Genomic DNA, 25,798 nt, shown 5'->3' on the forward strand with positions numbered 1-25,798 from the left:
AAAAGTAGGCTGCGAGGCTGGCCGGGTTTTGCACGGCGCAACAAAAGAACGTCCTGCTCGGCCAGCAGATGCCGGACGAGAAGGACGTCTCCGCGATGCCTTACCGCTTCCTACGCCCCCGCCGTGGCGCCCCGGAACGCCGGCGCAAATACCGTTTGCGCGAATTCCTCGAGCGTGGTGGGCGTGGTGCTGGCGGCGGTGCGGGTTTCGTGCACCATCAGCTTCTCCTCGTTCAGGCTGCGGGTCATCTCGACGTAGAGGCTGGCCATGTTGTCGCTGAGGCCGGCGCCCACCATGCCCTTCTTGGCGTCATCGTACGAGAACGGCACGTAGGGCAGTTCGGGCCGGCCAATGGCCTGGCCAATGGCGGCCGTGGCCTCCTGCTGCGAGTAGTTGCGCGGGCCCAGCAGGTTGTGCACTGACTGGCCTTCCAGCGGGGCGCCGTTGAGCAATTCGGCGGCGTAGGCCGCAATGTCCTGGGTAGCTATCATCGGCAGCGCCAAGTCGGGCCGCATGGCTCCGCCGGTGATGCCCATGTGCTGAATCATTCCCACGCTGCTGAGCAGGTTTTCCATGAAATAGGCCGGCCGCAGGTGGGCCACGGCGAGGCCGTCGACGGCGTTGAGGCGGGCTTCCTGGTAGTGGACGCCCAGGATGGGGCCGGTGCCGGCGGGCAAGTCGGCGCCGTTGCTGCTCAGGTTCACCGCTTGCCGCAGGCCGGACGCGCGCACGGCCTGGACGGTGGCTTCGCCAATTTGCTGGTAGTGGGCCATCACGTCGGGAGCAGCTGAGTTCGGCGGAATCATGAGAAAGGCGGCGTCGGCCCCGCGCAGGGCCTCGGTGAGGAAAGCCGCGTCGTGGAGGTCGCCGGCCTGCACGGTGGCTCCCGCTTGCTGCAGGGCGTCGAGCCGGGCGCTGGGGCGGGCCACGGCCGTGACGTGGTGGCCCTGGCCGAGGAGCTGGTGCACGAGGACGGTGCCAATGTTGCCGGTGGCCCCGAGGACCCTGATTTTCTTAGACATGCGTGCGAAAGATTAGGCGGGGGCAAAGTTGCCCGCTCGCGTTGCAAAGATTAAAACTTACCTTCGCATTTCACAAGTACCTACGAAAAAGTAGGGTACTTTCTACCAGGTAAGAATCGTTGATAATCAGCTATAAAAATTTTATGCCCAAGCTCACTAAACAACAGGAAGATGCCGCCCGGTGGGGCGCGGTAGAAACCCCACGCGCCATCGGCGACTTTTTCTGCCCGGTGCGCACCACGCTCAACCTGCTCGGCGGAAAGTGGAAGCTGCTCATCCTGGCCTCGCTGCTGGACGGCGCCCGCCGCTACGGCGAGCTGCGCCGGCTGATGCCCGAAATCACGGAGAAAATGCTCATTCAGGAGCTGCGCGAGCTGGAGGCCGACGGCCTGGTGGCTCGCACCGTGCACCAGCAGGTGCCGCCCCGGGTGGAGTACGCCCTCGTCGGCCCCGGCGAGCAGGCGCGGCCGGTGCTGCAAGCACTGGTGGGCTGGGGCCAGGAGTACCTGGGCCGCACCGCCGCGCTCCCGGTTGCCGAAGCCGTTGAGGCCGGGTAAGAAAGCCGGAGAACAAGGGCCGCCGCAAGCGTTGCCGCGGGTGAGGCTTTTAGTGGCCGGGCCGCTACGCGCTGCGTTGCTGGCTCGCCTCGGCAGGCACGTATCTTTACCAGCCTCCCATTGCATTCCCATCATGACCGAAATCACCTCGTTTTCGCAGTTGGACTTAACCAAATCCTACACCTACGCCGATTACCTGACGTGGAAATTCGACGAGTTCGTGGAACTCATCAAAGGGCAAATTAATGCAGCCAATGGCGGGCCCGAGCCGGCTGCACCAAGATTATTCCGGAAATATTTTTGGCGAAGTTCGCCAGCATCTGAAGGGGCAGCCTTGCCGCGTGTACCACGCCCCCTTCGACGTGCGCCTGACCACGGGCGGGGCCAACGGCGACGCGCAAATTCAGACCGTGGTGCAGCCCGACATCTGCGTGGTGTGCGACCCGGCCAAGCTCGACGACCGGGGCTGCCTCGGCGCGCCCGACTGGATTGTGGAAATCCTCTCGCCCGGCACCGTGGGCCGCGACACCAAAATCAAGTTCGACCTGTACGAGGAGAGTGGCGTGGCCGAATACTGGATTGTGTTTTCGGGGGAGAAGATGATGGCCGCGTTCCTGCTCGACGGCGGGCAGTACCGCCTGGCGGGTGAGTATTACACCCCCGGCCCCATTCCGGTGGGCACCCTCCCCGGCCTCGCGCTGGAATGGAGCGAGGTATTTGCCGGGACTTGACGTGTTGGGCTACCCCGGCGCTCGGGGTATCTGCAGGACTACCAAATATGACCACCCACCCTTTTCCCTTTTTTCGGATGAATAAGCTGCATACTAAATCGATATGGGCCAGCCTCGTGGTGCTGGCCGTGGGCGCGCTCTCATCGTTCGGCGGCGGGCGGCCCGATGCTCAGCGCGAAACTCGCCCGGTGGGCGCGTTCACCGAGGTCAGCCTCGGCGGCTCGGCCCGCGTGGTGCTCAAGCAGGGCAGCCCCCAAAGCGTGGTGGTGGAGGCCAGCGCCCCGGACCTGGCCGAGTTTGAAACCGTGGTGCAGGACCAGCAGCTGCGCCTGCGCTACCGCCAGGATAAAGACGGCATGTTCCGCTCCCGAAACCGCGGGCCGGTGACGGTGTACGTGACGGCCCCCACGCTCACGGCTCTGCGCGTGGGCGGCTCGGGCAAGCTCGAAGTCGACGGAGCGTTGAAGGCCGAGGGCATGGCCCTGGCCATGTCGGGCTCGGGCAACCTGCAGGTGCCGCAGCTCACGGCCACCACCCTCGAAACAGCCGTATCGGGCTCCGGCGACGTGGTGGTGAGCGGCAGTTGCCCGCGCCACGAAATCCGCATCAGCGGCTCGGGCAACGTGAAAGCCCGCGAGCTGAAAACCGAAACCAGCAAGGTGCGCATCAGCGGCTCGGGCAATGCCAACGTCTACGCCAGCAAAGCCGCCGAGGCCAGCATCTCGGGCTCGGGCAACGTGCGGGTGGCCGGCGGCGGCCAGCTGAGCAGCTCCACGCGCGGCAGCGGCCGCATCAGCAAGGAGTAGCTTTTTAGTGGTCAGTGATTATTTCAGTGGTCAGTGATTAACGGTTAGTGATTAGCGCTGTTCGAAAGACTCGCTAATCACTAACCGTTAATCACTGACCACTATTTACTGCGTGTAAAATTCGGGCATATGGGAGGGGAGGCCGACCGCCGCCGACCGGGCGCCGTACCTTTGTGCGGCTGCAACGCGCGCTCGAATTTCCCACCCAACACCACCCTGTGTACCTTCACCACGTGGCTGCCTACCTCCCGGAAGCAGTCGTGACCAATGCGCACTTCACCCGCCTGAACGGCCTGGCCGATGAGTGGATAGTTGAGCGTACCGGCATTCAGGAGCGCCGCAAGGCGGCCCCCAGCGAAAATGCCAACACCATGGCCGTGGCCGCCACCCGCGCCGTACTGGCCGCCGCCCCCGCCTTTGCCCCGGGCTCGGTCGACCTCATCGTGGTGGGTACCTACACCCCGCACGACACGATTTTTACGGCCGCCCACGCCGTGCAGCGCGACCTCGGCGTGAATGAGATTCCGACGGTCAGCATCTCCTCAGCCTGCTCCTCGCTGCTGAACGCCGTGGAAATCGTGGAGGGCTACTTCGCAATGGGCAAGGCCACCCGCGCCGTGGTGGTGGTGAGCGAGCACAACACCGCCTACAACAACGAGGAAGACACCATGGCCGGCCACCTCTGGGGCGACGGCGCCGCGGCCCTGCTTATCTCCAAGGACCGCATCGGCCCCGACGACCTGCACATCGCCCAGGTCATCACCGGCGGGGCGGCCCCCGTGGGCAAGGCCGACGAAGCCGTGACCCTGAAGCCGGTCGAGAAAGGCATCGTGATGCCCTTCGGCCGCGACGTGTTCCAGCAAGCCTGCCTTTACATGGCCCGCGTCACCCAGACCCTGCTCGACCAGCACCACCTGGCTGCGGCCGACCTCACCTACCTCATTCCGCACCAGGCCAACCTGCGCATCTCCAAAAACGTGGTGAAGCAACTGGGCCTCGACCCGGCCCAGGCCGTGAGCAACATCGAGCGCCTCGGCAACACCGGCTGTGCCGGCGCCGCCATCGGCCTGGCCGAAATCTGGGACACCCTCAAGGCCGGCAACAAGATTATCATCACCGTTTTCGGCGGCGGCTATTCTTATGGGGCCATGCTGCTGGAGAAATAATTAAAAATTAAAAATGAAGAATTAAAAATGGATTCGCTGGTTAGGCAAGATTCACTCAGCATTCAATTTTTAATTCTTCATTTTTAATTTTTAATTCAACCCCATGCTGCCGCCCGCCGCCGCTTTCCTGCCCGAAATCACCTTCCAGACCAGCCGGTCGAGCGGGCCGGGCGGGCAAAACGTGAACAAGGTGGAGTCGCGGGTGGAGCTGCGGTGGCACTTGCAGGATTCGCAGTTGCTGACCGATTTGCAGAAGGCCCTGATGCTGGAGAAGCTGGCCAACCAGCTCACGGCCGAGGGCCTGCTGCTCATCACCGCCCAGGACGACCGCAGCCAGCTGCGCAACAAGGAAATTGCCCTGGCCCGCTTCCACGCGCTGCTGCTCAAGAGCCTGCGCCGGCCCAAGCCCCGCAAGGCCACCCGCCCCAGCAAAAGCGCCGTGCGCAAGCGCTTGGAGGGCAAGAAAATTCAGGGCGAGAAGAAGGCCGGCCGGCGGCGGCTGGAGTGAGTACGGCCAGGTGCCGCGACGGCTGCATATTTAATCCCGTGTCCGAGTTGCGTTTCGACCTGGACAGGCTGGGTCAGAGGTTTCGCCGGGCCGAACTAAAGGACGTTTACGTGGTGCCCCGCGCCAACCGCCGCTACCTGATTTCTGACCTGGAGCTGGACGGCGAGGAGCGCGGCAACGAGTGCTGCCGCTGCTACCGCAACACACGCAAGCGCCTGCGTCTGGACGGTGCATACCTCGTGGCCGAAGACCCCATACGTACTCCGGCGGCCGTGCTGCGCCGCTGACGCAGGCGGCCTCTGGCGCGGTAGGTCACCGCTCATCAAGCGCAACCCCGCGCCGACCCTGGCGCATTGATTGGGGGAATGAAGCTGCGCTCTCAACGATTCACGCGGGACGCTTCGGCTCTGTACTGATGCGTAGAATGCGTTGCACAACGGGCCATTAATTTTACCCCCAGTGGAATGCCTCCTCAGTTCAAGTCCAGGCCGAACAGGATGCCGAACCAGGGCTTGCGGCGGTAAATCCAGTAGCGGCCGTCGGGGCCCAGGAGCTGGTCGAGGCCCGCGGCCAGGCCGATGTTGAAGGCGCGCGCGTCATAGATGGCGGCCACGCCGCCGTGCACCACCAGGCCTTCGTACTCGGCAATGGTGGCGCGCTGGCCGGTCACGTCGGGGTTGACGATGGTGGAGCCGGCCCCCACGAACGCGCCGTAGCCGAGGCCCGTGGCCCGGATGTGCGGCGTGGGGCCGAACGGCGTGGTGCGCTTGGTGCGCAGCGAGTAAAAATCGAGCCGCCGGCCCACGTAAATGGCGGCGTTGAAGTTGGTGTTGAGCTGCACCGGCACACCGCCCCGCGGCGGGCGCACCTTGAACGGAATGGTGAACACGTCAATGTCCAGGCGGCGGCGCAGCAGCAGCACCCGCTGGTCGGGCCGCAACCGGTAGCGGTAGGTAACGGGTGCGCCCGGGCCGTTTTGCGGCGTGAGCAGCAGCGTGTCGGCGTGCTGCTGCCCGTAGAAGTGCTTGGCCGCGTGCACGGCCGCCACCAACGAGTCGGGCGACGCGCGTCGCACCAAGCGGTAGTAGTCGTCGTCGAGCTGGGCCACGTTGCCCACCACCGCGCAGCCGCTGAGGGCCCAACTGCTGCTTGCCAGGGCCCACGCGCAAAGGCGCTTCGGCTCTGGCAGCCCAACCGAACGGCACGAGAAAAGGACCATGCGCGTCGCCGGCTAGAGTAGCGTCCCGCGCAGTATCACGAGGGCCACGGAAAAGTAGATAATCAGGCCGGTTACGTCCACGAGCGTGGCCACGAAGGGCGCCGAGGACGTGGCCGGGTCCAGGCCGAGCCTGCGCAGAATCAGCGGGAGCATGGAGCCGGCCAGCGAGCCCCACAGCACGATGCCCACCAGCGCCACGCCCACCGTGAGGGCCACCAGCAGCCAGTGCTCGCCGTAAATCTGCGAGAACTGCTGCCACACGGCAATGCGCGCGAAGCCCACCACGCCCAGAATCAGGCCCAGGGCCAGGCCCGAAATGATTTCGCGCCGCAGCACCCGCCACCACTCGCTGAGCGTGAATTCGCCCAGGGCCATGGCCCGGATGATGAGCGAGGTGGCCTGCGAGCCCGAGTTGCCGCCCGAGCTGATGATGAGCGGAATGAACTGCACCAGCACAATGGCCTTTTGCAGCTCGCCCTCAAAAAACTGCATGGCCGAGGCCGTGAGCAGCTCGCCCAGAAACAGCACCACCAGCCAGCCGGCCCGCTTCTGCACCATGCGCAGCAGGGGGGTGTCGAGGTAGGGCTCGTCGAGGGCTTCGGAGCCGCCGAGCTTCTGCATGTCCTCGGTGTCTTCCTCTTCGCGGATGGTGAGGATGTCGTCCAGCGTCACAATGCCGAGCAGGATGCCCTGGTCGCTCACCACGGGCAGGGCCACGCGGTCGTTGCGCCGGAAGATGTCGATGGCCTCCTCCTGGTCTTGGCTGGCGTTGAGCGGCACGTAGCGCCGGTCCATGATGTCGCGCACCCGGGCCGTGGGGGCCGACAGCAGGAACTCGCGGATGCGGATGTCGTCGATGAGCACCCCGTGCGGGTCCGTGACGTAGAGCACGCTCAGCGTTTCGGACTGCCCGCCGTGCTGGCGCACGTGGTCAAGCACCTGCTGCACCGTCCAGTTCTCGCGGATGGCAATGTAGTCGGGCGTCATCAGCCGGCCCACCGAGTACTCGGGGTAGCCCAGCAGCTGGAGCGTCACCTTGCGCTCGGGCTCCGAGAGGCTCTGGATGAGCTCGGCCACGAAATTGGCGGGCAGAAACTCCAGCAGGGCCGTGCGGTCGTCCGGCGACATCTCGTTGAGGATGTCGGCCATCTTGTCCTGGGCCAGGTTGTCGAGGAAGTGGCGCTGCACCTCCAGGTCCAGGTACTCAAACACTTCGGTGGCCAGCTTCAGGGGCAGCAGCCGGAAAATGATGAGCTGCTCCCGCTCCTCTTCCTCCTCAATGAGGGCCACCAGCTCCGACGGTTGAAAGTCGCGGAGCACCTGCTTGAGCTTGAAAAATTCGCCTTCCTGAATCAGGGACGTGATGGCTTCAACGGTCTGCGGCTGCATGAAAGGAGGATGGAGAGTGCTTCGCTAGGCAAGCGGGGTTGAGGAACAAGGAAATGGCGGTGCAAAAGTAGGTCGAAAGCCCAGCTTTGGGCCGGTAATATCCGTTATAGCCGTTTTCAGGTCAGTGCATACGTTCTGCTTTCCCTTTCGCCTCACCCCCAACCCCTCTCCTGCGGAGAGGGGAGCCGCTCCCGACCTACGATTGGCCCCCCTCTCCGCGGGAGAGGGGTTGGGGGTGAGGTGAAAGGTGTACACGAACCTGAAAACCGCGTTAGGCAGGCTAAACAAGGCGGGCGGCAACCCGGGAATAGCGCGGCCCGGCGACGCTCGTTTTCTCTTTCCGCCCCACCTTCGTGCCCATGCTCGACGCTTCTGTTTCTCCCCTGGGCCCGCCCCGCGGCACCCTCGTGGTGCTCGGCGGCGGCGACGACGACCCCCTGCTGATCCTGCTCGCCGGCCTGCTGCCCGACCGCAACGCGCCCATCGAGGTGCTCACCACGGCCACCCGCCGCCAGCCCGCCCGCACGGCCGCCGCCTACGCCCACGCCCTGCACCTGCTGGGCTGCCCGCACGTGCGCCACCTGCAAGTCGATGAAACCCACCCCGCCGATGATTCCGCCACGCTCGTGCGCCTGCGCCGGGCCGCGCTGGTGTTCATGAGCGGCGGCGACCAGGAGCGCCTCACCGATTTCTTGCTGAACACCGAATTTCTCGGCGTGCTCAAAGCGAAGTACCAGCACGAGCCCGGCTTCCTGCTGGCGGGCACCAGCGCGGGGGCTTCGGCTGTGGCCGAGTTCATGCTGGTGGACGGGCACGGCTGGCGCAGCCTGCTGAGCGGCCGCATCGCGGTGAAGCCCGGCCTGGGCCTGCTGCCCGGCGTGCTGCTCGACCAGCACTTTGCCGAGCGCGGGCGCTACCCCCGCCTGCTGCACGCCGTGCTGGCCCAGCCCGCGCTGCTCGGCGTCGGGCTGAGCGAGGAGACGGGCCTGGTGATACGCCCCGGCCAGCCAGCCGAGGTGTTTGGCGATGAAGCCGTGGTGGTCGTGGACGCGGCCCGGGCCACCCACAACAACCTGCCGGGCCTGCCCGACGGCCACGTTATCAGCGGCCACGGCCTGCAGCTGCACGTGCTGGTAGCCGGTCAGCGGCTGGACGTGGGGACAAGGGAGGTGATGAGGTGAGGGTACTTTGGGCGATGAGGACGGGGGCACGTCACGCTGAGCTGGCCTGAACAGCTCGTGAACAGCTCGTTTGCCTCGGTGCTCCTTTTGTCCTGCTCATCTGGTGTCCGCTTGCCGGAGCAGCTTGTCACGGTACGCTACAGCGAGGGGTTCGGCTTCGATAAGACGCTTCCCGCGCCGACATAACGCCCTCCTGGTCTTTTTTTCAATCGGCTGCGTCGTACGGGATGCCGTGCTTCTCGAACCGGCGGTAGAGCGCGCCGCGGCTCAGGCCCAAGGCCTTGGCCACGCGGCTGATGTTGCCCTCGTAGTGCGCTAGGCTTTGCCGAATCATCTGGGCCTCCAGCGCCTCCAGAGTCATGGTGCCGGGGGGGGGCAGCTCGCCGGGCGCGAGGGCGCGGGCGGGCAAGGGCTGGGCGTTGGTCTGGAAATCTTCAGAGCCCAACTCGTCGTGGCCGCTCACCAGCACGGCGCGCTCCACCAGGTTTTTTAGCTCGCGGATGTTGCCGGGCAGCGGCTGCTCGGCCAGCCAGTGCAGGGCGCGGGTGCCCACCTTGAGGGACGGGCGCTGGTAAGTGGCGCGCAATTGGCCCACGAAGTGCTGGGTGAGCAGCGGAATGTCGGCGGCCCGCTCGCGCAGGGCGGGCAGGCGCACGGCAATCAGGTTGATGCGGTAGAACAGGTCCTCGCGGAAGCGGCCCTGGGCCACCATCTCGGCCAGGTTGCGGTTGGTGGCGGCAATCACGCGGATGTCGAGCCGGCGGGGCTTGCTATCGCCCAGCACCTCGTAGGTGCGGTCCTGCAGCACGCGCAGCAGCTTCACCTGCGAGGCCAGCTCCAATTCGCCGATTTCGTCCAGGAAAATGGTGCCGCCGTTGGCCAGCTCGAAGCGGCCCACCCGGTCGGCCTTGGCGTCGGTGAAGGCGCCGCGACGGTGGCCAAACATCTCGCTCTCGAACAGGCTGGCCGAGATGCCGCCCAGGTTCACCTTCACGAACGCCTGCGCGCGACGCGGACTGTTCTGGTGGATGGCCTCGGCGATGAGCTCCTTGCCAGTGCCGCTCTCGCCCTCGATGAGCACGGCGGCATCGGTGGCGGCCACCTGGCCCACCTGGCGCAGCACGTGCAGCAGCCGGGCATCGTGCCCGACGATGTCCTGAAACCGAAACTGCTGGTCAAGCTGCCGGCGCTGGCGGGCGGGGGCTTCGGCCGGCTCGGTTTCGGCGGCGGCTTCGCGCACGGCCAGCACCGTGCGGATGGTTTGGAGCAGGGCGTCGTTGTGCCAGGGCTTGGTCACGAACTCGGCTGCGCCGGCCTTCATGCCCGCCACCGCCAGCGCGATGCTGCCCCAGCCGGTGATGAGCACCACCGGCACTTGCGGGACCAGCCGGCGCAGCTCGGCCAGCAGCATGAGCCCGTCTTGGCCGCTGGTGTCGAGCGAGAAATTCATGTCCATCAGCACCAGGCGGGGGGCGGCGGCGCGCACCACGGCCAGCGCCTCGGCGGGCGTGGCCACGGCCTGGGCCGGGTAGCCGGCTTGCTTGAGCAGCAGCCGCAGGGAGGTGCGAATGGCGAGGTCGTCGTCGACGATGAGGAACATGGGAGGAAGTTTGACGGCCTAACAAATGACGGCAGGGCGGTCACGCAGAAGAACGGTCATGCAGAGCGCAGCGAAGCATCTCGCGTGCAGCAGTAAACAGCTACTTGCGCGGGCGAGATGCTTCGCTGCGCTCTGCATGACCGTTCTTCTGCGTGACCGTTCTTTTGCATGACCGGCTAGCGGCTTTTCACGCTGCCGCCGCTGCTGGTGTGTTTCGTGACCTGGGGCGAGCCGCTGTAGCGCACGTCGCCGCCGCTGCTGGCTTCGGCGGTTAGGGTTTCCTGCACGGCCACCGCCACGGTGCCGCCGCTGGAGGCCGCGGCTTCGCAGGCGGTGGCCTGCAAGTCGTCGCCCTCGAACACGCCGCCGCTGGAGGCCCGCACGTCCAGGCGCTGAATTTTGCCGGTCACCGTGGCCACGCCGCCGCTGCTCACGCGGGCCTGCAGGGCCGGGGTGGTGAAGTCCGCTTTCAGCGTGGCGCCGGAGGAAACGCCGAGCCGCAGCTTGTCGGTAGCATACGGGCCGGCCACTTCCACTTTGGCGCCGCTGCTGGCTTGCAGGGCCGCGAGCGAGGCGGCGGTCACGCGCACCCGCAGGTTGCGCACGAAATTTTTCTTGCCCCAGGCCTCGTTCAGCTGGCGGTCGAAGCTGATTTTGAGCACCCCGTCGCGCACTTCGGTTTTGAGGCGGGCCAGGTGTTCGGGCGTGTCGGCGCTGGCTTCCACGCGCTGGGTGGGGCCGGCCGCGAGGCGCAGCTCGATGCCGTTGCCGACTTCGACGGCCGTGAAGGCGGCCACGGTGCGGGTTTCCGGGGCGGTTTGGGCGAGGGCCGGCACGAAGACCAGCAGCCAGAGGAAGGCGAGAGCAGTGAAGGTTTTCATAAGAAAAAAGTGAAAAGGGTGTGAGAAAAAGGTTGGTTTTGGTGGGACAGATGCGGCGCGGGAGCGCCAGGTTGCCCGGTTACCGGACCGAAGGGTAATTCGTTACCGCCGCCGACAAAAAGTAGCGGGCGCCCGGAGTATTACTCCTCCCGCAGCGCTACCGCCGGGTGAATGCCCGCCGCCAGCCGGCTCGGGTACAACGCGCAAACCACCGTGAGGGCGTAAATCAGCCCCGATGCCAGCAGCATGGCCGTCAGGTAGACACCAACTTTCATCCCCATCACGCCCAGCAGCGGAAACTGCGCCGCCACCAGCAGCCCCAGCGCCAGCCCGAAGGTGGTCACGACCAGCGTTTCGCCCAGAATCTGCCCGCTGATGCTGCCACTGCTGGCGCCGATGGCCCGGCGCAGCCCAATTTCGGCCCGGCGCTGGTTGATGGTTTGCCACAGCACGCCGAACAGGCCCAACGCCACGTTGATGATGAGAAACAGGCCCACCAGCACCATTGCGCCCATGGGGGCCAGGGCAAACTTCATGCGGATGGCGCGCTCCTCGCGCAGCGTGGTCACCGTCGATTTCCAGCCGCCCGAGGCGGCGGCAATCTCCTGGGTCATGCGCTGCTCCAGCTCGGCGGTGGCACCGGGCTGCACCCGCACCAGCAGCAGGGGCCGGTCGAGGTGGGTGGTGTCGGCGTCGGCCAGCAGCTTTTCGCTGCGCAAGAACGTGGCCGGCGCGGGCTCCTGGAACTCGCCCCGGCCGCGGTAGGTGGTGGCCAGCACGCCCACCACCTGCAACTCTTCGTCCTTCAAGGCAATAACCTGGCCCAACGCCGGGCCCGTCGGAAACAAGGCCGCGCGGGTTTCTGGACTGATGACGACGGGCTTGCGCGCGGCCGCGTCGTCGCGGCGGTCAAACCAGCGGCCCTCGGCCAATTGCAGGCTCAGCACGTCGGCCAGCTCGTCGCCGCCGGAGTAGAAGTCGCTGCCCGTTTCGCGGCCGTTGGCCTTAAAGTCCACGCTGCTGTCGCTGAACGAGAAGGGCGTGTTGTAGCGCGTGGGCGACGCGCTCCGCACGCCGGGCAGGGCCTTGAGCTGGCGGATGACCCGGGCGAAGGTGGCGTCCTGTCGGGCGGCAGGCTCGTTGCCGGGGTCCAGTTCCAGGTGCCACACCTGCTCGTACTGGTAGCCCAGCGGCATGGCGTAGCGGCGGTAGCTGTCCACGAGCAAGCTGCCCAGCACGAACAGCACGACGAAGGCAAAAAAGATTTCGGCAATGAGCAGGCCATTAGCCCGCTTGCGGTTCCAAATCAGGGTAAACAGGTGGCGTAGCATGACAAGGGGCGCGCTAAGAATGAAAGAATTAGTTGCCGTTGCCCTTCAGGGCCTGCACCGCGTGCAGCTTCGACATTTTGTAGGCCGGGTACACGCCCGACAGCACCCCGAACAGCAGGCTCAGCAGCAGCCCGCCGGCGAAAATGCGCGGGTTGAGCGTGAGCGTGGTGTAAGGAATGAAGCCGCTGCCGTCGATGAGCGCCAGCACGCCCGCTGCCAACCCCAGCCCCAGCACGCCGCCCACCAGCGTGAGCAGCACGTTCTCGACCAGAAACTGCCCGATGAGCGTGCCCGACGTGGCCCCGAACGCCTTCCGCACCCCAATTTCCGAGGCCCGCTCCAGGATGCGGCTCACGTTGACGTTGACCAGGTTGAGGGCCGGCAGCAGCATGAACAAGAGCGCGAAGGCCAGAATCTTGGCCAGCAGTTGCCGCACGCCGTCGTTGGGCCCGTTGTTGTTGTTGAACCAGCGCACCAGCGAGGCCAGCAGCGTGCTGGCACTGGAGCTTACTTTGTCCTGCGTTTTGGGGTCGGGCACGGGCACCCGCGCCACCGCTCGGTCAAACTCGGCCTGAATGGCCGGAATGTCGCCCGGCCGGCGGGCCAGGATAATGGCGAGGCAGTTGCCGAACAGAACGGGGTCCTTCGCGTCGAACGTGCCCGTGGTGATGGGCACCCAGGCGTCGGCGTAGGAATTGAAGCGCATCCCGGGCACGTCGCGCACCACGCCCACCACGCGGTAGCGCACCCGGTCGGTTTCGAGGGTGCGGCCCACCACGCCCCGCGGCGTGCCGAAGTAGGCCCGGCTGGTGCGCTCGTTGATGACCACCACGTGCGCCCCCTCTCCTACTTCGCGGATGCTGTAGGGCCGCCCCTCCAGAAAGTCAAAGTCGAGCACTTGCCAGAACTGCCCGTCGGTGTACTTCAGGTCCACGTCGAGCTTCTGGTTGCCCACGTAGGCGGCCGTCGAGCCAAAGTAGGAGCAGATGGAAACCGTTTCCGGTGTGCGCAATGGCCGCACGTAGCGCTCCAGGAAGCTGTAGCTCGCGGTGCCGTTGTTCTGCCCGCCTTCCTTGAAGCCCACCGTCATCCGGTTGACGAACACCAGCCGGTCCACCTTTTTTTCGGGCGTGTGCGGCCCCACCGTATGGTCGTAAAACGCATAGACGACCAGCAGAATCATCAGCGTGAAGCTGATGCCAAACAGGCTGATGAAAGTAAAGAACTTGCGCCGCAAGAGCACCTTCCAGGCAATTTTCAAATAAGAGAGCAGCATGGGTTTTTAGATTTACAAGGTGTTATCAACCCGTCATGCAGAGCGCAGCGAAGCCTCTCGCTCACGCCGTTGCAACCGTCGTGATTACTGCTGCACGCGAGATGCTTCGCTGCGCTCTGCATGACGTTCTTTTTGTTCACTGCCAATTGTTAACTGTTAGTTGATTACCCCACCTGGCTGCCGTCGAAGAACCGCACCAGGCGCTGGGTCTTGCGGGCCTGCTGCTCGTCGTGGGTCACCATCACGATGGTGGTGCCTTCCTGCTGGTTCAGGCCCAGCAGCAGGCCCATGATTTCCTCGCCCATCACCGAGTCCAAGTTACCGGTAGGCTCGTCGGCCAGGATGATTTCCGGGCTGCCGGCCAGGGCCCGGGCAATGGCCACCCGCTGCCGCTGCCCGCCTGAGAGCTGGCTGGGAAAGTGCGTGGTGCGGGCGCTTAGCCCCACCTTGTCGAGCGCGGCCAGGGCTAGTTGGCGGCGCTCCTTGCCGCTGAGACCGCGCCGGTACAGCAGCGGCAGCTCCACGTTGTCGACCACGGCGAGGTCGTTTATCAGGTGGTAGCTCTGGAAGACGAAGCCGATTTTGAGGTTGCGCAGCCCGGCCAGCTCCTTGTCGGAGTACGACTCCACGGCGCGGCCGTCCACCTCAATGGTGCCGCTGGTGGGCTCGTCGAGCAGGCCCATCAGGCTGAGCAGCGTCGATTTGCCGCAGCCGCTGGGCCCCATAATGGACACAAACTCGCCCCGGCCGATAGTCAGGTTCACCCGGTTCAGCGCCACCGTTTCGATGGTCTTGGTTTGATAGATTTTTTCGATGTTGGTCAGCCGCAGCACCGGCGCGGCGGCGCGGTCACTGGGCAGCGGCGCCTGGGCGCGGGCATCGGAGGAGTTGGCAAGCATATTTTCCATGAGCGGAATAAGGTGAGAAGTGGTATCGAGAAAAATTGAACGTCATGTCGAGCTTGCCGAGACATCTCGCTCGCATCGTTCGCCGATTAGGTTACTGCCGCACGCGAGATGTCTCGGCAAGCTCGACATGACGGGCGCCCGTCAGCGGGCGGCGATGATGGGCGCCTGGTTTTCAAAATCATACAGCGTGAGGGCTCGCAGGCGGAAGTGGGCCACCCAGCAGGCGCGCAGCGCGAAGATGTAGCCGCGCTTGGCCCCGTCCTTGGCGTTGGAGGCCAGGCTCAAATCCGTCAGGCTGAGGCGGCCGACCAGATAAGTGGCCCGGGTGATGTCGTAGCGCCGCTGGGCCAGGGAGTCGGCCCGGCCGGCCAGGCGCAGCTGCTGGCCCAGCGCGGCCAGCTGGCCGGCCTGGGCCAGCACCGCCTGCTCGAAACTGCGCTCCTCCTGGGCCACGGCGCGCTGGGTCTGGTCGCGGGTCAGCTGGGCCGTTTTCACGATGGCGCGCTGCCGGCCCCAGTCCATCAGCGGCACCACAAAGGTCAGGCGCAGCTGCTGCTGGTTTTGGAGGTTGAGGTAGGTATTGCCCAGGTTTTCGGCCTGGTTCACGTAGCCCAGGTTGGCCGTGAGGGACGCTTGCAGACCGGTGGTACCCCGGGCCTGGGCCACGTCGCGCTCGGCCTGCAGCAGCCGGCGGCGGAAGGCCAGCGTGGCGCTGCGGTTTTGGCGGGCCTGCGCCAGGGCCTGGGTGGGCGGTACGGCCGGCGCGGGGGCCGGGGCGGGCACGGCCAGCGCCGGGGCCTCGCTGCCGGCCAGGCCGGTGTAGGCTTGCAGGTCCACGGCCGCGTTTTGCGCATCAAGCTGCGCCTGGGTTTGCGCTTGTTGCGCGTCCAGCAGGTTCAGCTCCAGTTGCAGCAAGTCGCTCTGCGAGAGCCGGCCCAGACGGTAGCGTTCCTGGCCCACGCGCAGCAGCTCGGCCGTGGCCTGGGCATTCTGGCGGGCCACGTCGGCGTTTACTTGTTGCAGCAGCAGGTCGAAATACAGCTCCGTGACGCGCTGGGCAATGGTTTCGCGCTCCTCCACGTACTGGCGCTGGCTTTCCTGGTAGCGCAGCGGCTCGATGCGCTGGGCCCACCGCAGGCCGTTGAACTGGCCCAGCGGCTGCGTGAAGCCGATGGCAAAGGGCTGGTTATTGTAGCGCCGCAGGTCACCGTTGAAATCATCGAACCGCTGCACCACCGAGCCCACGTACACCTGCCCGCCGGTCAGGCCCACGTTCTGGCTGAGCGTCAGCCCGAGGTCGGAGTTATTAATGCGCACGGGCCGGAAATTGGTGGTGCCGTCGGGCTGCACCACGGGCGTAATCACCCGGCTGAAGTTGGGCAGCGTGCCCTGTAAGCCCAGCTGGGGCCGGTAGTTGGCGCGGTAGCCGCGCCAGGTCCAGTAGCTGGTTTCGCGGGTCGTCACGGCCTGCTGGCCCACGGCCGAGTGGTCGAGCGCCTGGGCAATGACGTCGGCCAGCGTGAGAGAGGGCGTCTGGGCTTGAGCCAGGATGGGGAGCAACAGCAACGTTAAGATGCCGCTTGCCGCCCGGCGCACCTCACCCCCCGGCCCCCTCTCCCGCGGAGAGGGGGAGCCTGACGATTGCGGCGGGTTTACAAAGGCACTTTTGCAGAAAGAAAGGAGAAAAGCCATTGGTGCTAAAAGCAGAAGTAGCATGGGTAATAAGAGGACGCTTGGCTCCCCCTCTCCGCGGGACTCTGCGCGTGTAGCAGATGCGGGGCCGGGGGGTGAGGTGCGCCCCCTCAATCGTCAATGGTCAGCTCCGGCGTGTCCAGATGCTCCTTCATGTCCGACACCACGATTTCCTCGCCCGCCCGCAGGCCGCCGGTGATTTGCACGAAGTCGAAGTTGCTGTCGCCGAAGCGCACCGTGCGGCGCCCGGCCCGCCCGTCGCGCACCACGAACACGGGCTGCTCCTTGCCCCCCTGGTAAAACGGCCCGTTTTTCACGCGCAGTACGCCGCGGTGGGCCCGGGTCACCACGAACACGTCGGCCCGCAGGTTGGCCCGCAGCGCCGGGTGGTGGGGGTTGTCGAGCTGGGCGTAGAACGTCACCACGCCCTTGTCCACGGCCGGGCTGATGCTGGCCACCGCCCCGCGCAAGTCGGTGCCGTTGATGCGCACCACCACCGGGTCGCCGGCGTGCAGGGCCTCGGCGTAGCTGTCCGAAATCGTGGCCCGCACCCGGAAGCTGCTCAGGTCGGCCACCCGCGCCAGGGCGTCGCCGGCCTGCACCGTGGTGCCGATGTTCTCGTTCACCCACGTGAGCACGCCCGGCTGCTGACTGCTGATGTCGGCCTGCCGCAGCTTGGTGGCCAGCTCCCCAATGCTGCGCTGCTGCATCGACACGGTGTAGCCCAGCTCGCGCACATCGGCGGCGTTGGCGCGCTGCTGCGTTTGCAGTTGGCGGGCCAGCCGGCCGGCTTCCAGCTCGGCCACCGTCAGGTTCAGCTCGGCCTGGCGCACGTTTTCGGCCGTGCCGCCGCCAATTTTCAGCAACTGCTGCTCGTCGCGCAGCGTCGATTGCAGGCTGCGCACCCGCACGGCCTGCACCTGGGCCTGGGCGCGCAGGTCGTTCAGGCTGCGCTCCAGGCTGAGCTGCAACTGCGAGTTCTTGTTCTGGTTGCGGCGCTGCTCGTCGTCGAGCTTGGCCAGGGCCGAGTTGGCCAGCTCCTTGTCCAGCTCCAGGATGGTTTCGCCGGGCCGCAGCCGGGCTCCCACCGCCACCGCCACCCGGCGGATGGTGCTCGGAATGGGGCTGGTGAGGACGGCCTCGCGGCCCGGAATGAGGATGCCCGCCGCCGTCAGCGCGGCCTCCACGTCGCCGGTTTCCACCCGGGCCGTGAGCAAATCGGTGCGCCGGATGCTGGGCTTCAGCACCGAGCGGAAGGCCAGCCCGCCTGCCAGTGCCAGCAGCAGCCCGCCGGCCACTGTGAGCCAGCGGCGGCGCTTGCGTTGGGTTTGGGCGGCGGGGGCAATGGCTCTGTCCATTTTCGTACAGGAAGGGGGCGGGTTCCTACACAAAGAGCCAAGCGGCGTGCCAGTTACATAATCGTCTTAAAATAAATATTTTGCATTGAAATAGCTTGGTGATTGGGCAGTAATTATTGTCCGGTTCTGGACACCGCGTTCCAAACCGAACACTCCCTTTCACGCTACCCGGCAGCTATTCTGCACAACCTCAAGCATCGGCGCTACTCACTCCTCAATTTCCCCTTGCAGATTGTCTTTAATGGCGCTCTTGATGAACTGCTTTTCGTAATGGCGGTTGCGCCGGTTCTTCTTAGCATCGGCGCGCTTGCCGTTCCGCTTGTCCACCACAATCTCATTGAGCCGGTTAAGGTCGTCGATGCCTTTAATGTCGTTGGGTGAATTGCGCTTGGCCATGATTTCCCCAACCCCGGCGTACGCGAAAAGTTAGCCGCCGCTGTGCCCTCGTTTGGTAGCAGCAAGCAGTGCTAAGCTGCTCCCGGTACTCGGGTGTCACCGCTTTTCGCTCGTTTTCTCGAAGTATTGGAAGCCGTTCGCATCAGCTAAAACAGCGTAGAGACTCAATATTTTGCGTCTTCGGGACCGCGCCGTTCGGGAGTCGTTCAACGACGAGACGCAAAATGTTGCGTCTCTACATAGTTCTGGCAGCAACCCGGTTGACACAAATAACTCCTTGCTCACCATGAACAGTCATTAAGTAGTCGGCCAAAAGTAACCGTACAAACGGCGCGCCTGGTTCACCTCACCCCCGGCCCCTCTCCCAAGGCGAGGGGAGTTGGCAAAGGGCTTGTCTGGCTCCCCACTCCGCGGGCGAGGGGCCGGGGGTGAGGGTGCCGGGACCGGGCAAAAGGCACGGTTACTTTTGGCTGACTACTTAAGCTATCCCTTAGCTCGATGCTGCACGGGTCCTCCCGAGTAGGCCAGCCCTTCACATCGCCCGCCGTTACGCCAGCACCTGGTACACTGCCAGCGCCGCCACATAGGCCAGCCCGGTCATATACACCAGTTGTGCCAGGGGCCATTTCCAGCTTTTGGTTTCGCGGTAGGTGACGGCCAGAGTGCTCATGCACTGCATGGCAAACACGTAGAACACCAGCAGTGAAAACGCCCGCGCCGGCGTGAAGAACGGCTGACCGTTCGGGTCTTTCTCGGCCCGCAGCTTCTGCTGCAAGGTGCCCAGGTCGGCGTCCTGGCCCACGCTGTAGATGGTGGAAATGGTGCCCACGAACACCTCCCGCGCCGCAAACGAGGTGAGCAGCGCGATGCCAATCTTCCAGTCGAAACCCAACGGCCGAATCACTGGCTCCAGCGCCCGCCCGAAGGAACCGGCGTAGGAGTTTTCAAGCCGCGCCGAAGCCACCTGGCGGCTCAGCTCGGGCGCGTCCCAGCTGCGGGCCGGGGCCTGCTGGCGCACCCGGGCCTCGGCCGTGGCTTGCTGCTGGCCGGGGCCGTAGCTGGCCAGCACCCAGAGCAGCACCGAAATGGCAATAATCACCTTGCCGGCCTGGAACACGAAGGCCCGCACTTTCTGGTAGATGGTCAGGCCCACGTTTTTCCAGCGCGGCCACTGGTACACCGGAAACTCCATGATGAAGTAGCTCCGCTCCCGGGCCTTGAGCACCTTTTTCAGCACCCAGGCCGAGCCCAGCGCCGAGAACAGGCCCAGCAGGTAGAGCGCCATCAGAGCCACGCCGCGCAAATTGAACAGGCCCCAGGCGGCTTCGTCGGGCACTACCAGCGCCACCAGCACCGTGTACACCGGAATGCGCGCCGAGCACGACATGAGCGGCGTCACGAAAATGGTTATCATCCGGTCCTTCCAGCTCTCAATCGTGCGGGCGCCCATGATGGCCGGCACCGCGCAGGCCAGCCCCGAAATCAGGGGTACCACGCTCTTGCCGCTCAGCCCAAACGGCCGCATCAGCTTGTCCATCAAAAACGTGACGCGGGCCATGTAGCCCGTCTCTTCCAGCACCGCCAGGAAGCCAAAGAGCAGCGCAATCTGCGGAATGAAAATCAGCACCCCGCCCAGCCCGGCTAGCACGCCTTCCGTCAGCAGCCGCACCAGCGGCCCGTCGAACCGGTCCTGAATGGCCGCGCTCAGTCCCGAAATACCCTGGTCAATCCAGTCCATGGGATACTGCGCCCAGGCAAAAATGGCCTGGAACAGCAGGAACAAAATGCCCAGAAAAATGAGGTAGCCGCCCACCCGGTGGGTCAGCACCTTGTCGATGCGGTTGCTCACCGGCTCGCGGGTTTCGGTGCGCGTCACCGTCACCGTTTCCAGCAGAATGTCGTTGATGCGGGCGTAGCGGGCAATGGTTTCCGCCGCCTGCTGCGCCGTGGCCTCGAACGCGTATTGCTGCGTCAGTTCCTGCAAGTGAGTTTTCTCTTCGGCACTCAGGAAGCCGATGTGGCGGTATTGCTGGGCGTAGTGCAGTGCCAGGTAGTCGTTGTGCAGGTCGAAATAGTAGCGAATCTGGCGCACCAGCGGCAGCAGCTTTTCATCGGGCTCCCAGAAGCGCACCGGCGCGGCGTCCAGCCGCTGGGCCATCACAATCTTGAGGGCGGCCACGCCGCTGCCGTTGCGGGCATTCATCGGAATGATGGGCACACCCAACTCCCGCTCCAGCGCCGGCAAGTCGATGCGCACGCCGTGGCGCTCGGCCACGTCCATCATGTTCAGGGCCAGCACCGCGGGCAGGCCCAGGTCGCCGAGCTGCGTAAACAGCAGCAGGCTGCGGCGCAGGTTGTTGGCGTCCACGGTCACCACCACGAAATCGGGGTAGTTGGGCGCCGCCCGGTCGTAAAGCATGTCGGTGATGACCTTCTCGTCCAGGCTCTTGGGGTAGAGCGAGTACGTGCCGGGCAGGTCCACAATCTCGGCCCGCTGCGCCGGGGTCAGTTGCGCAAAGCCCGACTTGCGGTCCACCGTCACCCCTGGGAAATTGCCCACCTTCTGGTTGAGCCCCGTCAGTTGATTAAATAGTGAAGTTTTCCCACTGTTGGGGTTACCAATCAGGGCAATTCGCAAGGGCCGGGGCCCCGCCGCGGGGCCGGGTTGCGCTGCGGTGGGCTGCGCCCCCGCCGAATTGCTCGCTACCGCCGCCATCCGTCGCGCCTATTCTTTCAGTAAAATGGTGGCCGCCTCGCTGGCCCGCACCGACAGCGTGTACTCCTGGTCGCCGAGGACCAGCATCAGCGGGTCGCCCAAAGGGGCCCGGCCGCTCAGGCGCACCCGCACGCCCGGTACGCAGCCCATTTCCAGTAGCTTAAGCGCCATTTCCGGGTCTTCCAGGCAGCAAATAGTGCCCGTTTCGCCCACGTGCAAGTCTTTGGCGGTACGTCGGGTAGCCGCGCCGGTGGCAACATTTTGCGAAAAACGACGGAATAGGGCCACGAGCAAAGAAGGGTGAGCTGCTTATTTAGAAAGAATACAAACAAAGGTACGCCACCAAATTCTTTCCGAGTGCTCCCATTTTTTTAAAGGCCAAGCCAAGTTACCGGCCAGCATTTGGGCGGCCCAGCTTCGGCCCCCTTCCGACCAGAGTTTGTAGCTACTGATATTTTCTGATAACTTTCCGCCTTGGAATTTGTAATTTTGTTCGCTCTATCGTCGCTACTATGTACACACGCCTACTACTTATAGCATTATTTATAGTTGCTGCTGCAAATTTCGGTTGGGCGCAACTGGTCCAAATCAAAGGGGTCATCGTTGACAAGGACACCAAGGAGCCGCTGCCTTTTACTTCCATTGGGCTGCAAAGCGAGCAAATTGGCGCCCTCAGCAATGAGCACGGCCAGTTCATTGTGCCCGCACCCACCAAGAATGCCGAGGATTCGCTGGTCGTCGTTGCCCTGGGGTACGCCCGTCGGGTCGTGCTGGTGCAGCGTGGCGTCGCCGTGCCCAACCTCACCATCGAGATGCCCAAACGCGCCGTCGAGCTGAGCAACGTGGTGGTCAAAGCCGGCAAAGTCAAAAACCTCGGCCTCGGGGCCCGGGCTTCCAATCCGGGCGAGGGCATGATTCAGGGCCTGCCCGGCAGCCAGTACGCTTTTTTTGTGAAGAACGACAAAAACAAGCGCCTCGGCAACGTGCGCACGGTGTCGTTCTACATCGGCGAGAACGGCTTCCCGCGCGAGCCCTTCCGCGTACGGCTGTACAAGGCCGACGGCAACTACAACGCACCCAACACCGACCTGCTCACCGAAAACGTGGTGGTGTCGGCGCCCCAGGGCGGTCAGTGGTACACCGTCGACCTCACGCCCTACAACATCACCGCCCCCGAGGAGGGCTTCTTCGTGGCCATGGAATGGGTGGTGAGCGGCGACAAGTTCTTTGCTACCAACTTCATGGACGACTACACGCCCTACGGGCAGATTATGCGCCCCACCTTCGAGTTCAAGGAAAGCCGCACCTGGAATTACTCCATCGGCAAGGGCTGGAGCCTTATCACGGCCGCCAACGGCCAGGGCCTGCGCTACAACGCCATGATTAAGGCCGAGGTGGACATGATTAAATAAACCGCCGACGGTGCCAACGGTGCCGGTGCCCTCGGCGCCTTCGTCCCAGTCCCGGCCACCCCGCGGATGGGCAAACTTCCCACTTACCACCGGCCCAGGTTCCCGCGCTACTTTTTGGCCACCAACCCCGTAATCCACTCGCGGATAATCTCCTGGGCCACGGGTGAAAACAGTGGCCTCATTTCGCCATTCATCAGGGTCCACTCCGAAGCAGGGGGCTGAAACAAGTGGTTCAGGCCGGGCAGGCGCCGGGCCGTGGTGCTGTGGTTGACGCTCTTCAGCTCTTTCTCCAGGGCCGCCTGGTGCAAATCGGCGGGGGCCTCCAGGTCGGCGGTGCCGCTGAGCAGCAGCACCGGGCAGCGCACTTGGTCGAGCTCGGCCACCGGGTCGAAGGAAAGGAAATAGTGCCGCCACGGCGAGAGCAGTTGCTGGGCAGCCGCTTGGGCTTCCCCGGGGTCGAGGCCGGGCTGGTCCTGACGCATCATGTTGCTCACGATGGCCTGGGCTTGGGGCGGGTTGGTTTGCCGGATGATTTCGTACATGGTGCGCTGGCGCTCGTAGGCGGCCTGCACCACCAGCGGGCTCAGCTTGTTGGCCCGCTGCCGCGCCACCTGCTGCTGCAGCAGGGTTTGTTCGCCCGTCAGGCCGTAGCCCGCCAACGACACCACGAAGGCCGGCGGCAGCGGCTGGCCCGCGGCCAGCAAGGCCACGTTGGCCCCTTCGCCGTGCCCTATCACCCCGATGCGGCTGATGTTCACCTCCAGGCGGGAACGCAGGAAATTGATGGCCGCCTGCACGTCGCTGACCAGCATGGCGGTGGTGGCGGTGGCCGTGCTGCCCCCCGACTGGCCCACGCCCCGGTCGTCGTACCGCAGCACGGCGATGCCCCGGCGGGTCAGGTAGTCGGCCAGGGAGCCCATCATGGCGTAGTCGCCCACCGTCCCGTCGCGGTCCTGCGCGCCCAGGTCGCTCACCAGCACCACGGCGGGGAACGGGCCCGGGCCGGCTGGCACGGTAAGAGTGGCGCCCATGTTCAACCGCGACACGGGGTTGTGGAACATCACGTCCTCTTCGCGGTAGGGCGGGGCGAGGCGGGTGCCCGACGTGCCCAGCGTGGGCATGGGCGAGTACAGCAGCCGCACCGGCGATTTTATGCCGGCCTGGGTCCAGATGCCGTTCAGCTCCCGCTTCACCACGTCGAGCCGGGCGGCGTAGCGGCTGCCGGCCGCCGGCATCCAGAGCAGCACCGAGTCGCCGCGTACGGTCACTTCGGTGGGCATCCGGCTCACCTTTTGAGCAGGCACGTCAAGCGCGGCAAAATACTTGCCGCCCGCCAGTGGCACCACGCTGATGGTCAAATCCAGCTGCCCGCCCAGGACGGGCAATTTTCCTTTCCACAGCCCCCCCAGCGGCAAGGGTTCTTCTGCCGGAGCGCCCGCGAGCCAGCCTTGCCACAGAAGAGCCACCGCCCACATTAAACGTCTTGTCATCTTAACTAATAAGCGTAAATCTGCCTATGGCACCCTAAAGATAAGTAGCCGTGCGTAGTACACCGCAAATTCATAGCTAGATGCCTATCCACCTCATTATTCAGCGGTCAGATGGACTACTGCCCTGATGGCAGGGGCCAGCCCGGGTTTCGCGGCCGTCGACTGCTCCTGACGGAGCACTTGGGCTGCTGCCGTCGCCGTCGCCCGGTGGGCCGGCAGCAGCGGGCAAAAAAACAGGCCCGCGCGAACGAACGCACGGGCCTGCTGGCGGCTGACTACGATTGGATGGGCCCGCGCGGTCTGGACTGGGACGGGCCGCGCGGCCCCGGGCCGGTGGGGTTAGTTGCTTCGGACGGCAATTTCCACCCGGCGGTTTTCCTGCCGGCCAGCGGCCGTGGCATTGGAGGCCACCGGCATGCTCTCGCCCATCGGCTCCAGGCTCACACGCGAGGCGTCGACTTTGCCCTGGGACACCAGATAGTTTTTCACAGCTTCGGCGCGCTGCCCGCTCAACTCCCTGTTGTAGTTCTTGTCCCCGCGGGCGTCCGCAAAGCCCATCACACGCACCTGGCTCGCGCCGTAGCGCTGGCCGATGGAGCCCGTGATTTGGTTCAGGGCCGCGGCAGCGCTGGCCTTGATGTCGGCCTTGTCGGTGTCGAACAACACTTTTTCGTCCACGCTGTACACGTTGTAAGTGGCATCGCCGCGCACGGTCACGCCGGGCAGCGTGATTTCCTCAAACTTCACGTCGGCCAGCTTGGCCTTGCTCAGGTCCCAGGCATTGTCCGCGGCGGCGCCCACGGAAGCAGCCGCAGTGCCGGCCACTTCGCCCGCCGTTTGCCCGTCGCGGGCCATCACGGCCGTGTCCTGGCCGGCCTCGCCGAGCTGGTCTTTGGTTTCGGACTGCTTGGTTTCGCAGCTGGCCAGCAAGGCGGTGGCCGCGAGAAAAGAAAGAATGGAGGATTTCATGGTGTGAAAAGAAGAAGGTGGAAATAGCAACTTACGCGGTTACGCAATACGCGCAGCTATGTTATTTTTTTGCGCGGCCGGCTTTGAAAATAGGACGGACCATTTGTTTGAATGTGGCAGAAGCTATTTTAGCAGGACCAAAATTACCCCTGAGGCTCCGTACGGCCGGAATTAATGGCGTTTAGTCGCCAAACCGCGGTTCGTGCTGGGCTGCGATAGCGACGGAATGATTCGGAATTTGTAAATTTGCCAGTCTACCATCCATTATATTATTTTTTGGCGATGATAAAACGCATACCTTTTCTCGCTCTATGGGTTCTGTTGCTGCTGCCGGCGCTGAGCTGGGCGCAGGAAAACCGCATTACCGGCCGCGTCGTGGATGCGAAGACCAAGGACCCGGTACCTTTTGCCTCCATTGCCCTGCGCGAGGAGGGCACGGGCGCCCTCACCAACGAGTACGGCTACTTCCAATTGGCGGGCCTGGAGAAAAACACTCAAGATTCGTTGATTGTCATGACCCTGGGTTATACGAACACCGCCGTTCTAATTAAGCGCGGTAGCACCGAAGACCTAATAGTTGAATTAAAGAAGCGGGTGATTTTGCTGGACAACGTGGTGGTCAAAGGCGGCAAGGTCAAAAACCTGGAATTGGGCTCCAGCTCCAACAACCCCGGTGAAGGCATGATTCAGGGCCTGCCCGGTAGCCAGTACGCCTTCTTCGTCAAAAACGACAAGCAGAAAAAGCTCGGCAACGTGCGCACGGTGTCGTTCTACATCGGCGAGAACGGCTTCCCGCGCGAGCCCTTCCGCGTGCGCATCTACAAGGCCGACGGCAACTACAACGCCCCCAACACCGACCTGCTCACCGAAAACGTGGTGGTGTCGGCGTCGCGCGGGGGCGAGTGGTACACCATCGACCTGAGTACGTACAACATCCCGGCGCCCGAGGAGGGCTTCTTCGTGGCCATGGAGTGGATTGTGGGCGGCGACAAGTTCTACACCACCAACTTCATGGACAACTACACGCCCTACGGGCAGATTATGCGCCCCACCTTCGAGTTCAAGGAAAGCCGCACTTGGAGCTACACCATTGGCAAAGGCTGGAACCTGCTGACGCTGGCCAACGGCCAGGGCCGCCGCTACAACGCCATGATTAAGGCCGAAGTGGACATGATAAAGTAATGTGCTGA

General features: G+C 64.5%; 24 protein-coding genes. 9 read left to right on the forward strand and 15 right to left on the reverse strand.

Annotated elements, in window-relative coordinates; genetic code table 11:
- Positions 1 to 110: 110 nt before the first annotated feature.
- Positions 111 to 1,022, reverse strand: coding sequence for an NAD(P)H-binding protein (locus RMO51_RS17780; RefSeq protein ID WP_310396885.1), 912 nt, complete (start codon positions 1,020 to 1,022; stop codon positions 111 to 113).
- 143 nt (positions 1,023 to 1,165) lie between these two features.
- Between RMO51_RS17780 and RMO51_RS17785 the strand changes: the two genes are divergently transcribed.
- From RMO51_RS17785 to RMO51_RS17810, 6 genes are all read left to right on the forward strand, one after another.
- Entirely contained in the window at positions 1,166 to 1,579 is a 414-nt protein-coding gene (locus tag RMO51_RS17785) for a helix-turn-helix domain-containing protein (protein WP_310396887.1), read from the forward strand.
- A 254-nt stretch (positions 1,580 to 1,833) separates the two neighbouring features.
- Positions 1,834 to 2,310 (forward strand): Uma2 family endonuclease, encoded by a 477-nt coding sequence (locus tag RMO51_RS17790; RefSeq protein WP_310396936.1) that lies wholly within the window; start codon positions 1,834 to 1,836, stop codon positions 2,308 to 2,310.
- A gap of 77 nt (positions 2,311 to 2,387) precedes the next feature.
- Positions 2,388 to 3,116 (forward strand): head GIN domain-containing protein, encoded by a 729-nt coding sequence (locus tag RMO51_RS17795; RefSeq protein WP_310396889.1) that lies wholly within the window; start codon positions 2,388 to 2,390, stop codon positions 3,114 to 3,116.
- A gap of 218 nt (positions 3,117 to 3,334) precedes the next feature.
- A complete protein-coding gene (locus RMO51_RS17800) occupies positions 3,335 to 4,282 on the forward strand; it encodes a 3-oxoacyl-[acyl-carrier-protein] synthase III C-terminal domain-containing protein (protein ID WP_310396890.1) in 948 nt (315 codons plus the stop codon).
- Between the two features lie 103 nt (positions 4,283 to 4,385).
- Positions 4,386 to 4,790: an alternative ribosome rescue aminoacyl-tRNA hydrolase ArfB gene (arfB, locus tag RMO51_RS17805; protein ID WP_310396892.1), complete on the forward strand. Its 405-nt coding sequence runs from the start codon at positions 4,386 to 4,388 to the stop codon at positions 4,788 to 4,790.
- A gap of 38 nt (positions 4,791 to 4,828) precedes the next feature.
- The gene (locus RMO51_RS17810; RefSeq protein WP_310396894.1) at positions 4,829 to 5,077 is read left to right on the forward strand and encodes a hypothetical protein; all 249 of its coding nucleotides are present in this window, start codon (positions 4,829 to 4,831) and stop codon (positions 5,075 to 5,077) included.
- A 185-nt stretch (positions 5,078 to 5,262) separates the two neighbouring features.
- Here RMO51_RS17810 and RMO51_RS17815 read toward each other — a convergent pair whose 3' ends face one another.
- Together RMO51_RS17815 and mgtE are read right to left on the reverse strand one after the other, a co-directional pair.
- Positions 5,263 to 6,009 carry a hypothetical protein gene (locus RMO51_RS17815; RefSeq protein WP_310396895.1) on the reverse strand — a complete coding sequence of 249 codons (747 nt, stop codon included), beginning with the start codon at positions 6,007 to 6,009 and terminating at the stop codon, positions 5,263 to 5,265.
- A 12-nt stretch (positions 6,010 to 6,021) separates the two neighbouring features.
- Positions 6,022 to 7,398 carry a magnesium transporter gene (mgtE, locus tag RMO51_RS17820; RefSeq protein ID WP_310396898.1) on the reverse strand — a complete coding sequence of 459 codons (1,377 nt, stop codon included), beginning with the start codon at positions 7,396 to 7,398 and terminating at the stop codon, positions 6,022 to 6,024.
- Between the two features lie 359 nt (positions 7,399 to 7,757).
- Here mgtE and RMO51_RS17825 point away from each other — a divergent pair, with 359 nt between their 5' ends.
- Complete coding sequence (locus RMO51_RS17825; protein WP_310396900.1) at positions 7,758 to 8,579, forward strand: cyanophycinase; 822 nt, start codon at positions 7,758 to 7,760, stop codon at positions 8,577 to 8,579.
- Positions 8,580 to 8,784: 205 nt separating this feature from the next.
- Here RMO51_RS17825 and RMO51_RS17830 read toward each other — a convergent pair whose 3' ends face one another.
- The 10 genes from RMO51_RS17830 to RMO51_RS17875 form a co-directional block, all read right to left on the reverse strand.
- Positions 8,785 to 10,179, reverse strand: a complete 1,395-nt coding sequence (locus RMO51_RS17830) for a sigma-54 dependent transcriptional regulator (protein WP_310396901.1) — start codon at positions 10,177 to 10,179, stop codon at positions 8,785 to 8,787.
- Positions 10,180 to 10,355: 176 nt separating this feature from the next.
- Positions 10,356 to 11,060, reverse strand: coding sequence for a head GIN domain-containing protein (locus RMO51_RS17835; RefSeq protein ID WP_310396903.1), 705 nt, complete (start codon positions 11,058 to 11,060; stop codon positions 10,356 to 10,358).
- A gap of 140 nt (positions 11,061 to 11,200) precedes the next feature.
- Positions 11,201 to 12,391: an ABC transporter permease gene (locus RMO51_RS17840; protein WP_310396905.1), complete on the reverse strand. Its 1,191-nt coding sequence runs from the start codon at positions 12,389 to 12,391 to the stop codon at positions 11,201 to 11,203.
- 28 nt (positions 12,392 to 12,419) lie between these two features.
- Positions 12,420 to 13,667 (reverse strand): ABC transporter permease, encoded by a 1,248-nt coding sequence (locus RMO51_RS17845; protein ID WP_310396906.1) that lies wholly within the window; start codon positions 13,665 to 13,667, stop codon positions 12,420 to 12,422.
- A gap of 164 nt (positions 13,668 to 13,831) precedes the next feature.
- The gene (locus tag RMO51_RS17850; protein ID WP_310396937.1) at positions 13,832 to 14,500 is read right to left on the reverse strand and encodes an ABC transporter ATP-binding protein; all 669 of its coding nucleotides are present in this window, start codon (positions 14,498 to 14,500) and stop codon (positions 13,832 to 13,834) included.
- A gap of 216 nt (positions 14,501 to 14,716) precedes the next feature.
- The gene (locus RMO51_RS17855; protein ID WP_310396908.1) at positions 14,717 to 16,135 is read right to left on the reverse strand and encodes a TolC family protein; all 1,419 of its coding nucleotides are present in this window, start codon (positions 16,133 to 16,135) and stop codon (positions 14,717 to 14,719) included.
- A gap of 242 nt (positions 16,136 to 16,377) precedes the next feature.
- Positions 16,378 to 17,625 (reverse strand): HlyD family efflux transporter periplasmic adaptor subunit, encoded by a 1,248-nt coding sequence (locus RMO51_RS17860; protein WP_310396909.1) that lies wholly within the window; start codon positions 17,623 to 17,625, stop codon positions 16,378 to 16,380.
- 207 nt (positions 17,626 to 17,832) lie between these two features.
- On the reverse strand, positions 17,833 to 18,021 hold the full coding sequence (locus tag RMO51_RS17865; RefSeq protein WP_310396911.1) for a hypothetical protein: 189 nt from the start codon (positions 18,019 to 18,021) through the stop codon (positions 17,833 to 17,835).
- Between the two features lie 547 nt (positions 18,022 to 18,568).
- A complete protein-coding gene (gene feoB, locus RMO51_RS17870; RefSeq protein WP_409025052.1) occupies positions 18,569 to 20,737 on the reverse strand; it encodes a ferrous iron transport protein B in 2,169 nt (722 codons plus the stop codon).
- A gap of 9 nt (positions 20,738 to 20,746) precedes the next feature.
- Positions 20,747 to 21,025 carry a FeoA family protein gene (locus RMO51_RS17875; protein WP_310396914.1) on the reverse strand — a complete coding sequence of 93 codons (279 nt, stop codon included), beginning with the start codon at positions 21,023 to 21,025 and terminating at the stop codon, positions 20,747 to 20,749.
- Positions 21,026 to 21,249: 224 nt separating this feature from the next.
- Here RMO51_RS17875 and RMO51_RS17880 point away from each other — a divergent pair, with 224 nt between their 5' ends.
- Positions 21,250 to 22,149: a carboxypeptidase-like regulatory domain-containing protein gene (locus RMO51_RS17880; RefSeq protein ID WP_310396916.1), complete on the forward strand. Its 900-nt coding sequence runs from the start codon at positions 21,250 to 21,252 to the stop codon at positions 22,147 to 22,149.
- 107 nt (positions 22,150 to 22,256) lie between these two features.
- On the opposite strand, the gene RMO51_RS17885 is transcribed toward RMO51_RS17880, so the two are convergent.
- Together RMO51_RS17885 and RMO51_RS17890 are read right to left on the reverse strand one after the other, a co-directional pair.
- A complete protein-coding gene (locus RMO51_RS17885) occupies positions 22,257 to 23,639 on the reverse strand; it encodes an alpha/beta fold hydrolase (RefSeq protein ID WP_310396917.1) in 1,383 nt (460 codons plus the stop codon).
- 339 nt (positions 23,640 to 23,978) lie between these two features.
- Positions 23,979 to 24,608: an OmpA family protein gene (locus tag RMO51_RS17890; RefSeq protein ID WP_310396919.1), complete on the reverse strand. Its 630-nt coding sequence runs from the start codon at positions 24,606 to 24,608 to the stop codon at positions 23,979 to 23,981.
- A gap of 282 nt (positions 24,609 to 24,890) precedes the next feature.
- Here RMO51_RS17890 and RMO51_RS17895 point away from each other — a divergent pair, with 282 nt between their 5' ends.
- Positions 24,891 to 25,790 carry a carboxypeptidase-like regulatory domain-containing protein gene (locus RMO51_RS17895; RefSeq protein ID WP_310396921.1) on the forward strand — a complete coding sequence of 300 codons (900 nt, stop codon included), beginning with the start codon at positions 24,891 to 24,893 and terminating at the stop codon, positions 25,788 to 25,790.
- The last annotated feature ends 8 nt before the right edge of the window (positions 25,791 to 25,798 follow it).

Origin of the sequence: Hymenobacter sp. (assembly GCF_031398885.1) — a bacterium.
Taxonomy (GTDB): Bacteria; Bacteroidota; Bacteroidia; order Cytophagales; family Hymenobacteraceae; genus Hymenobacter.

Excerpts from the sequence above, each read along its gene's own strand:
- RMO51_RS17790 (WP_310396936.1), top strand. The coding sequence starts at position 1,834 with ATGGCGGGCCCGAGCCGGCTGCACCAAGATTATTCCGGAAATATTTTT.
- mgtE (WP_310396898.1), bottom strand. The coding sequence starts at position 7,398 with ATGCAGCCGCAGACCGTTGAAGCCATCACGTCCCTGATTCAGGAAGGC.
- arfB (WP_310396892.1), top strand. The coding sequence starts at position 4,386 with ATGCTGCCGCCCGCCGCCGCTTTCCTGCCCGAAATCACCTTCCAGACC.
- RMO51_RS17815 (WP_310396895.1), bottom strand. The coding sequence starts at position 6,009 with ATGGTCCTTTTCTCGTGCCGTTCGGTTGGGCTGCCAGAGCCGAAGCGC.
- RMO51_RS17835 (WP_310396903.1), bottom strand. The coding sequence starts at position 11,060 with ATGAAAACCTTCACTGCTCTCGCCTTCCTCTGGCTGCTGGTCTTCGTG.
- RMO51_RS17830 (WP_310396901.1), bottom strand. The coding sequence starts at position 10,179 with ATGTTCCTCATCGTCGACGACGACCTCGCCATTCGCACCTCCCTGCGG.
- RMO51_RS17895 (WP_310396921.1), top strand. The coding sequence starts at position 24,891 with ATGATAAAACGCATACCTTTTCTCGCTCTATGGGTTCTGTTGCTGCTG.
- RMO51_RS17795 (WP_310396889.1), top strand. The coding sequence starts at position 2,388 with ATGAATAAGCTGCATACTAAATCGATATGGGCCAGCCTCGTGGTGCTG.
- feoB (WP_409025052.1), bottom strand. The coding sequence starts at position 20,737 with ATGGCGGCGGTAGCGAGCAATTCGGCGGGGGCGCAGCCCACCGCAGCG.
- RMO51_RS17865 (WP_310396911.1), bottom strand. The coding sequence starts at position 18,021 with ATGGCCAAGCGCAATTCACCCAACGACATTAAAGGCATCGACGACCTT.
- RMO51_RS17890 (WP_310396919.1), bottom strand. The coding sequence starts at position 24,608 with ATGAAATCCTCCATTCTTTCTTTTCTCGCGGCCACCGCCTTGCTGGCC.
- RMO51_RS17825 (WP_310396900.1), top strand. The coding sequence starts at position 7,758 with ATGCTCGACGCTTCTGTTTCTCCCCTGGGCCCGCCCCGCGGCACCCTC.
- RMO51_RS17880 (WP_310396916.1), top strand. The coding sequence starts at position 21,250 with ATGTACACACGCCTACTACTTATAGCATTATTTATAGTTGCTGCTGCA.
- RMO51_RS17785 (WP_310396887.1), top strand. The coding sequence starts at position 1,166 with ATGCCCAAGCTCACTAAACAACAGGAAGATGCCGCCCGGTGGGGCGCG.
- RMO51_RS17845 (WP_310396906.1), bottom strand. The coding sequence starts at position 13,667 with ATGCTGCTCTCTTATTTGAAAATTGCCTGGAAGGTGCTCTTGCGGCGC.
- RMO51_RS17885 (WP_310396917.1), bottom strand. The coding sequence starts at position 23,639 with ATGACAAGACGTTTAATGTGGGCGGTGGCTCTTCTGTGGCAAGGCTGG.
- RMO51_RS17860 (WP_310396909.1), bottom strand. The coding sequence starts at position 17,625 with ATGGACAGAGCCATTGCCCCCGCCGCCCAAACCCAACGCAAGCGCCGC.
- RMO51_RS17780 (WP_310396885.1), bottom strand. The coding sequence starts at position 1,022 with ATGTCTAAGAAAATCAGGGTCCTCGGGGCCACCGGCAACATTGGCACC.
- RMO51_RS17840 (WP_310396905.1), bottom strand. The coding sequence starts at position 12,391 with ATGCTACGCCACCTGTTTACCCTGATTTGGAACCGCAAGCGGGCTAAT.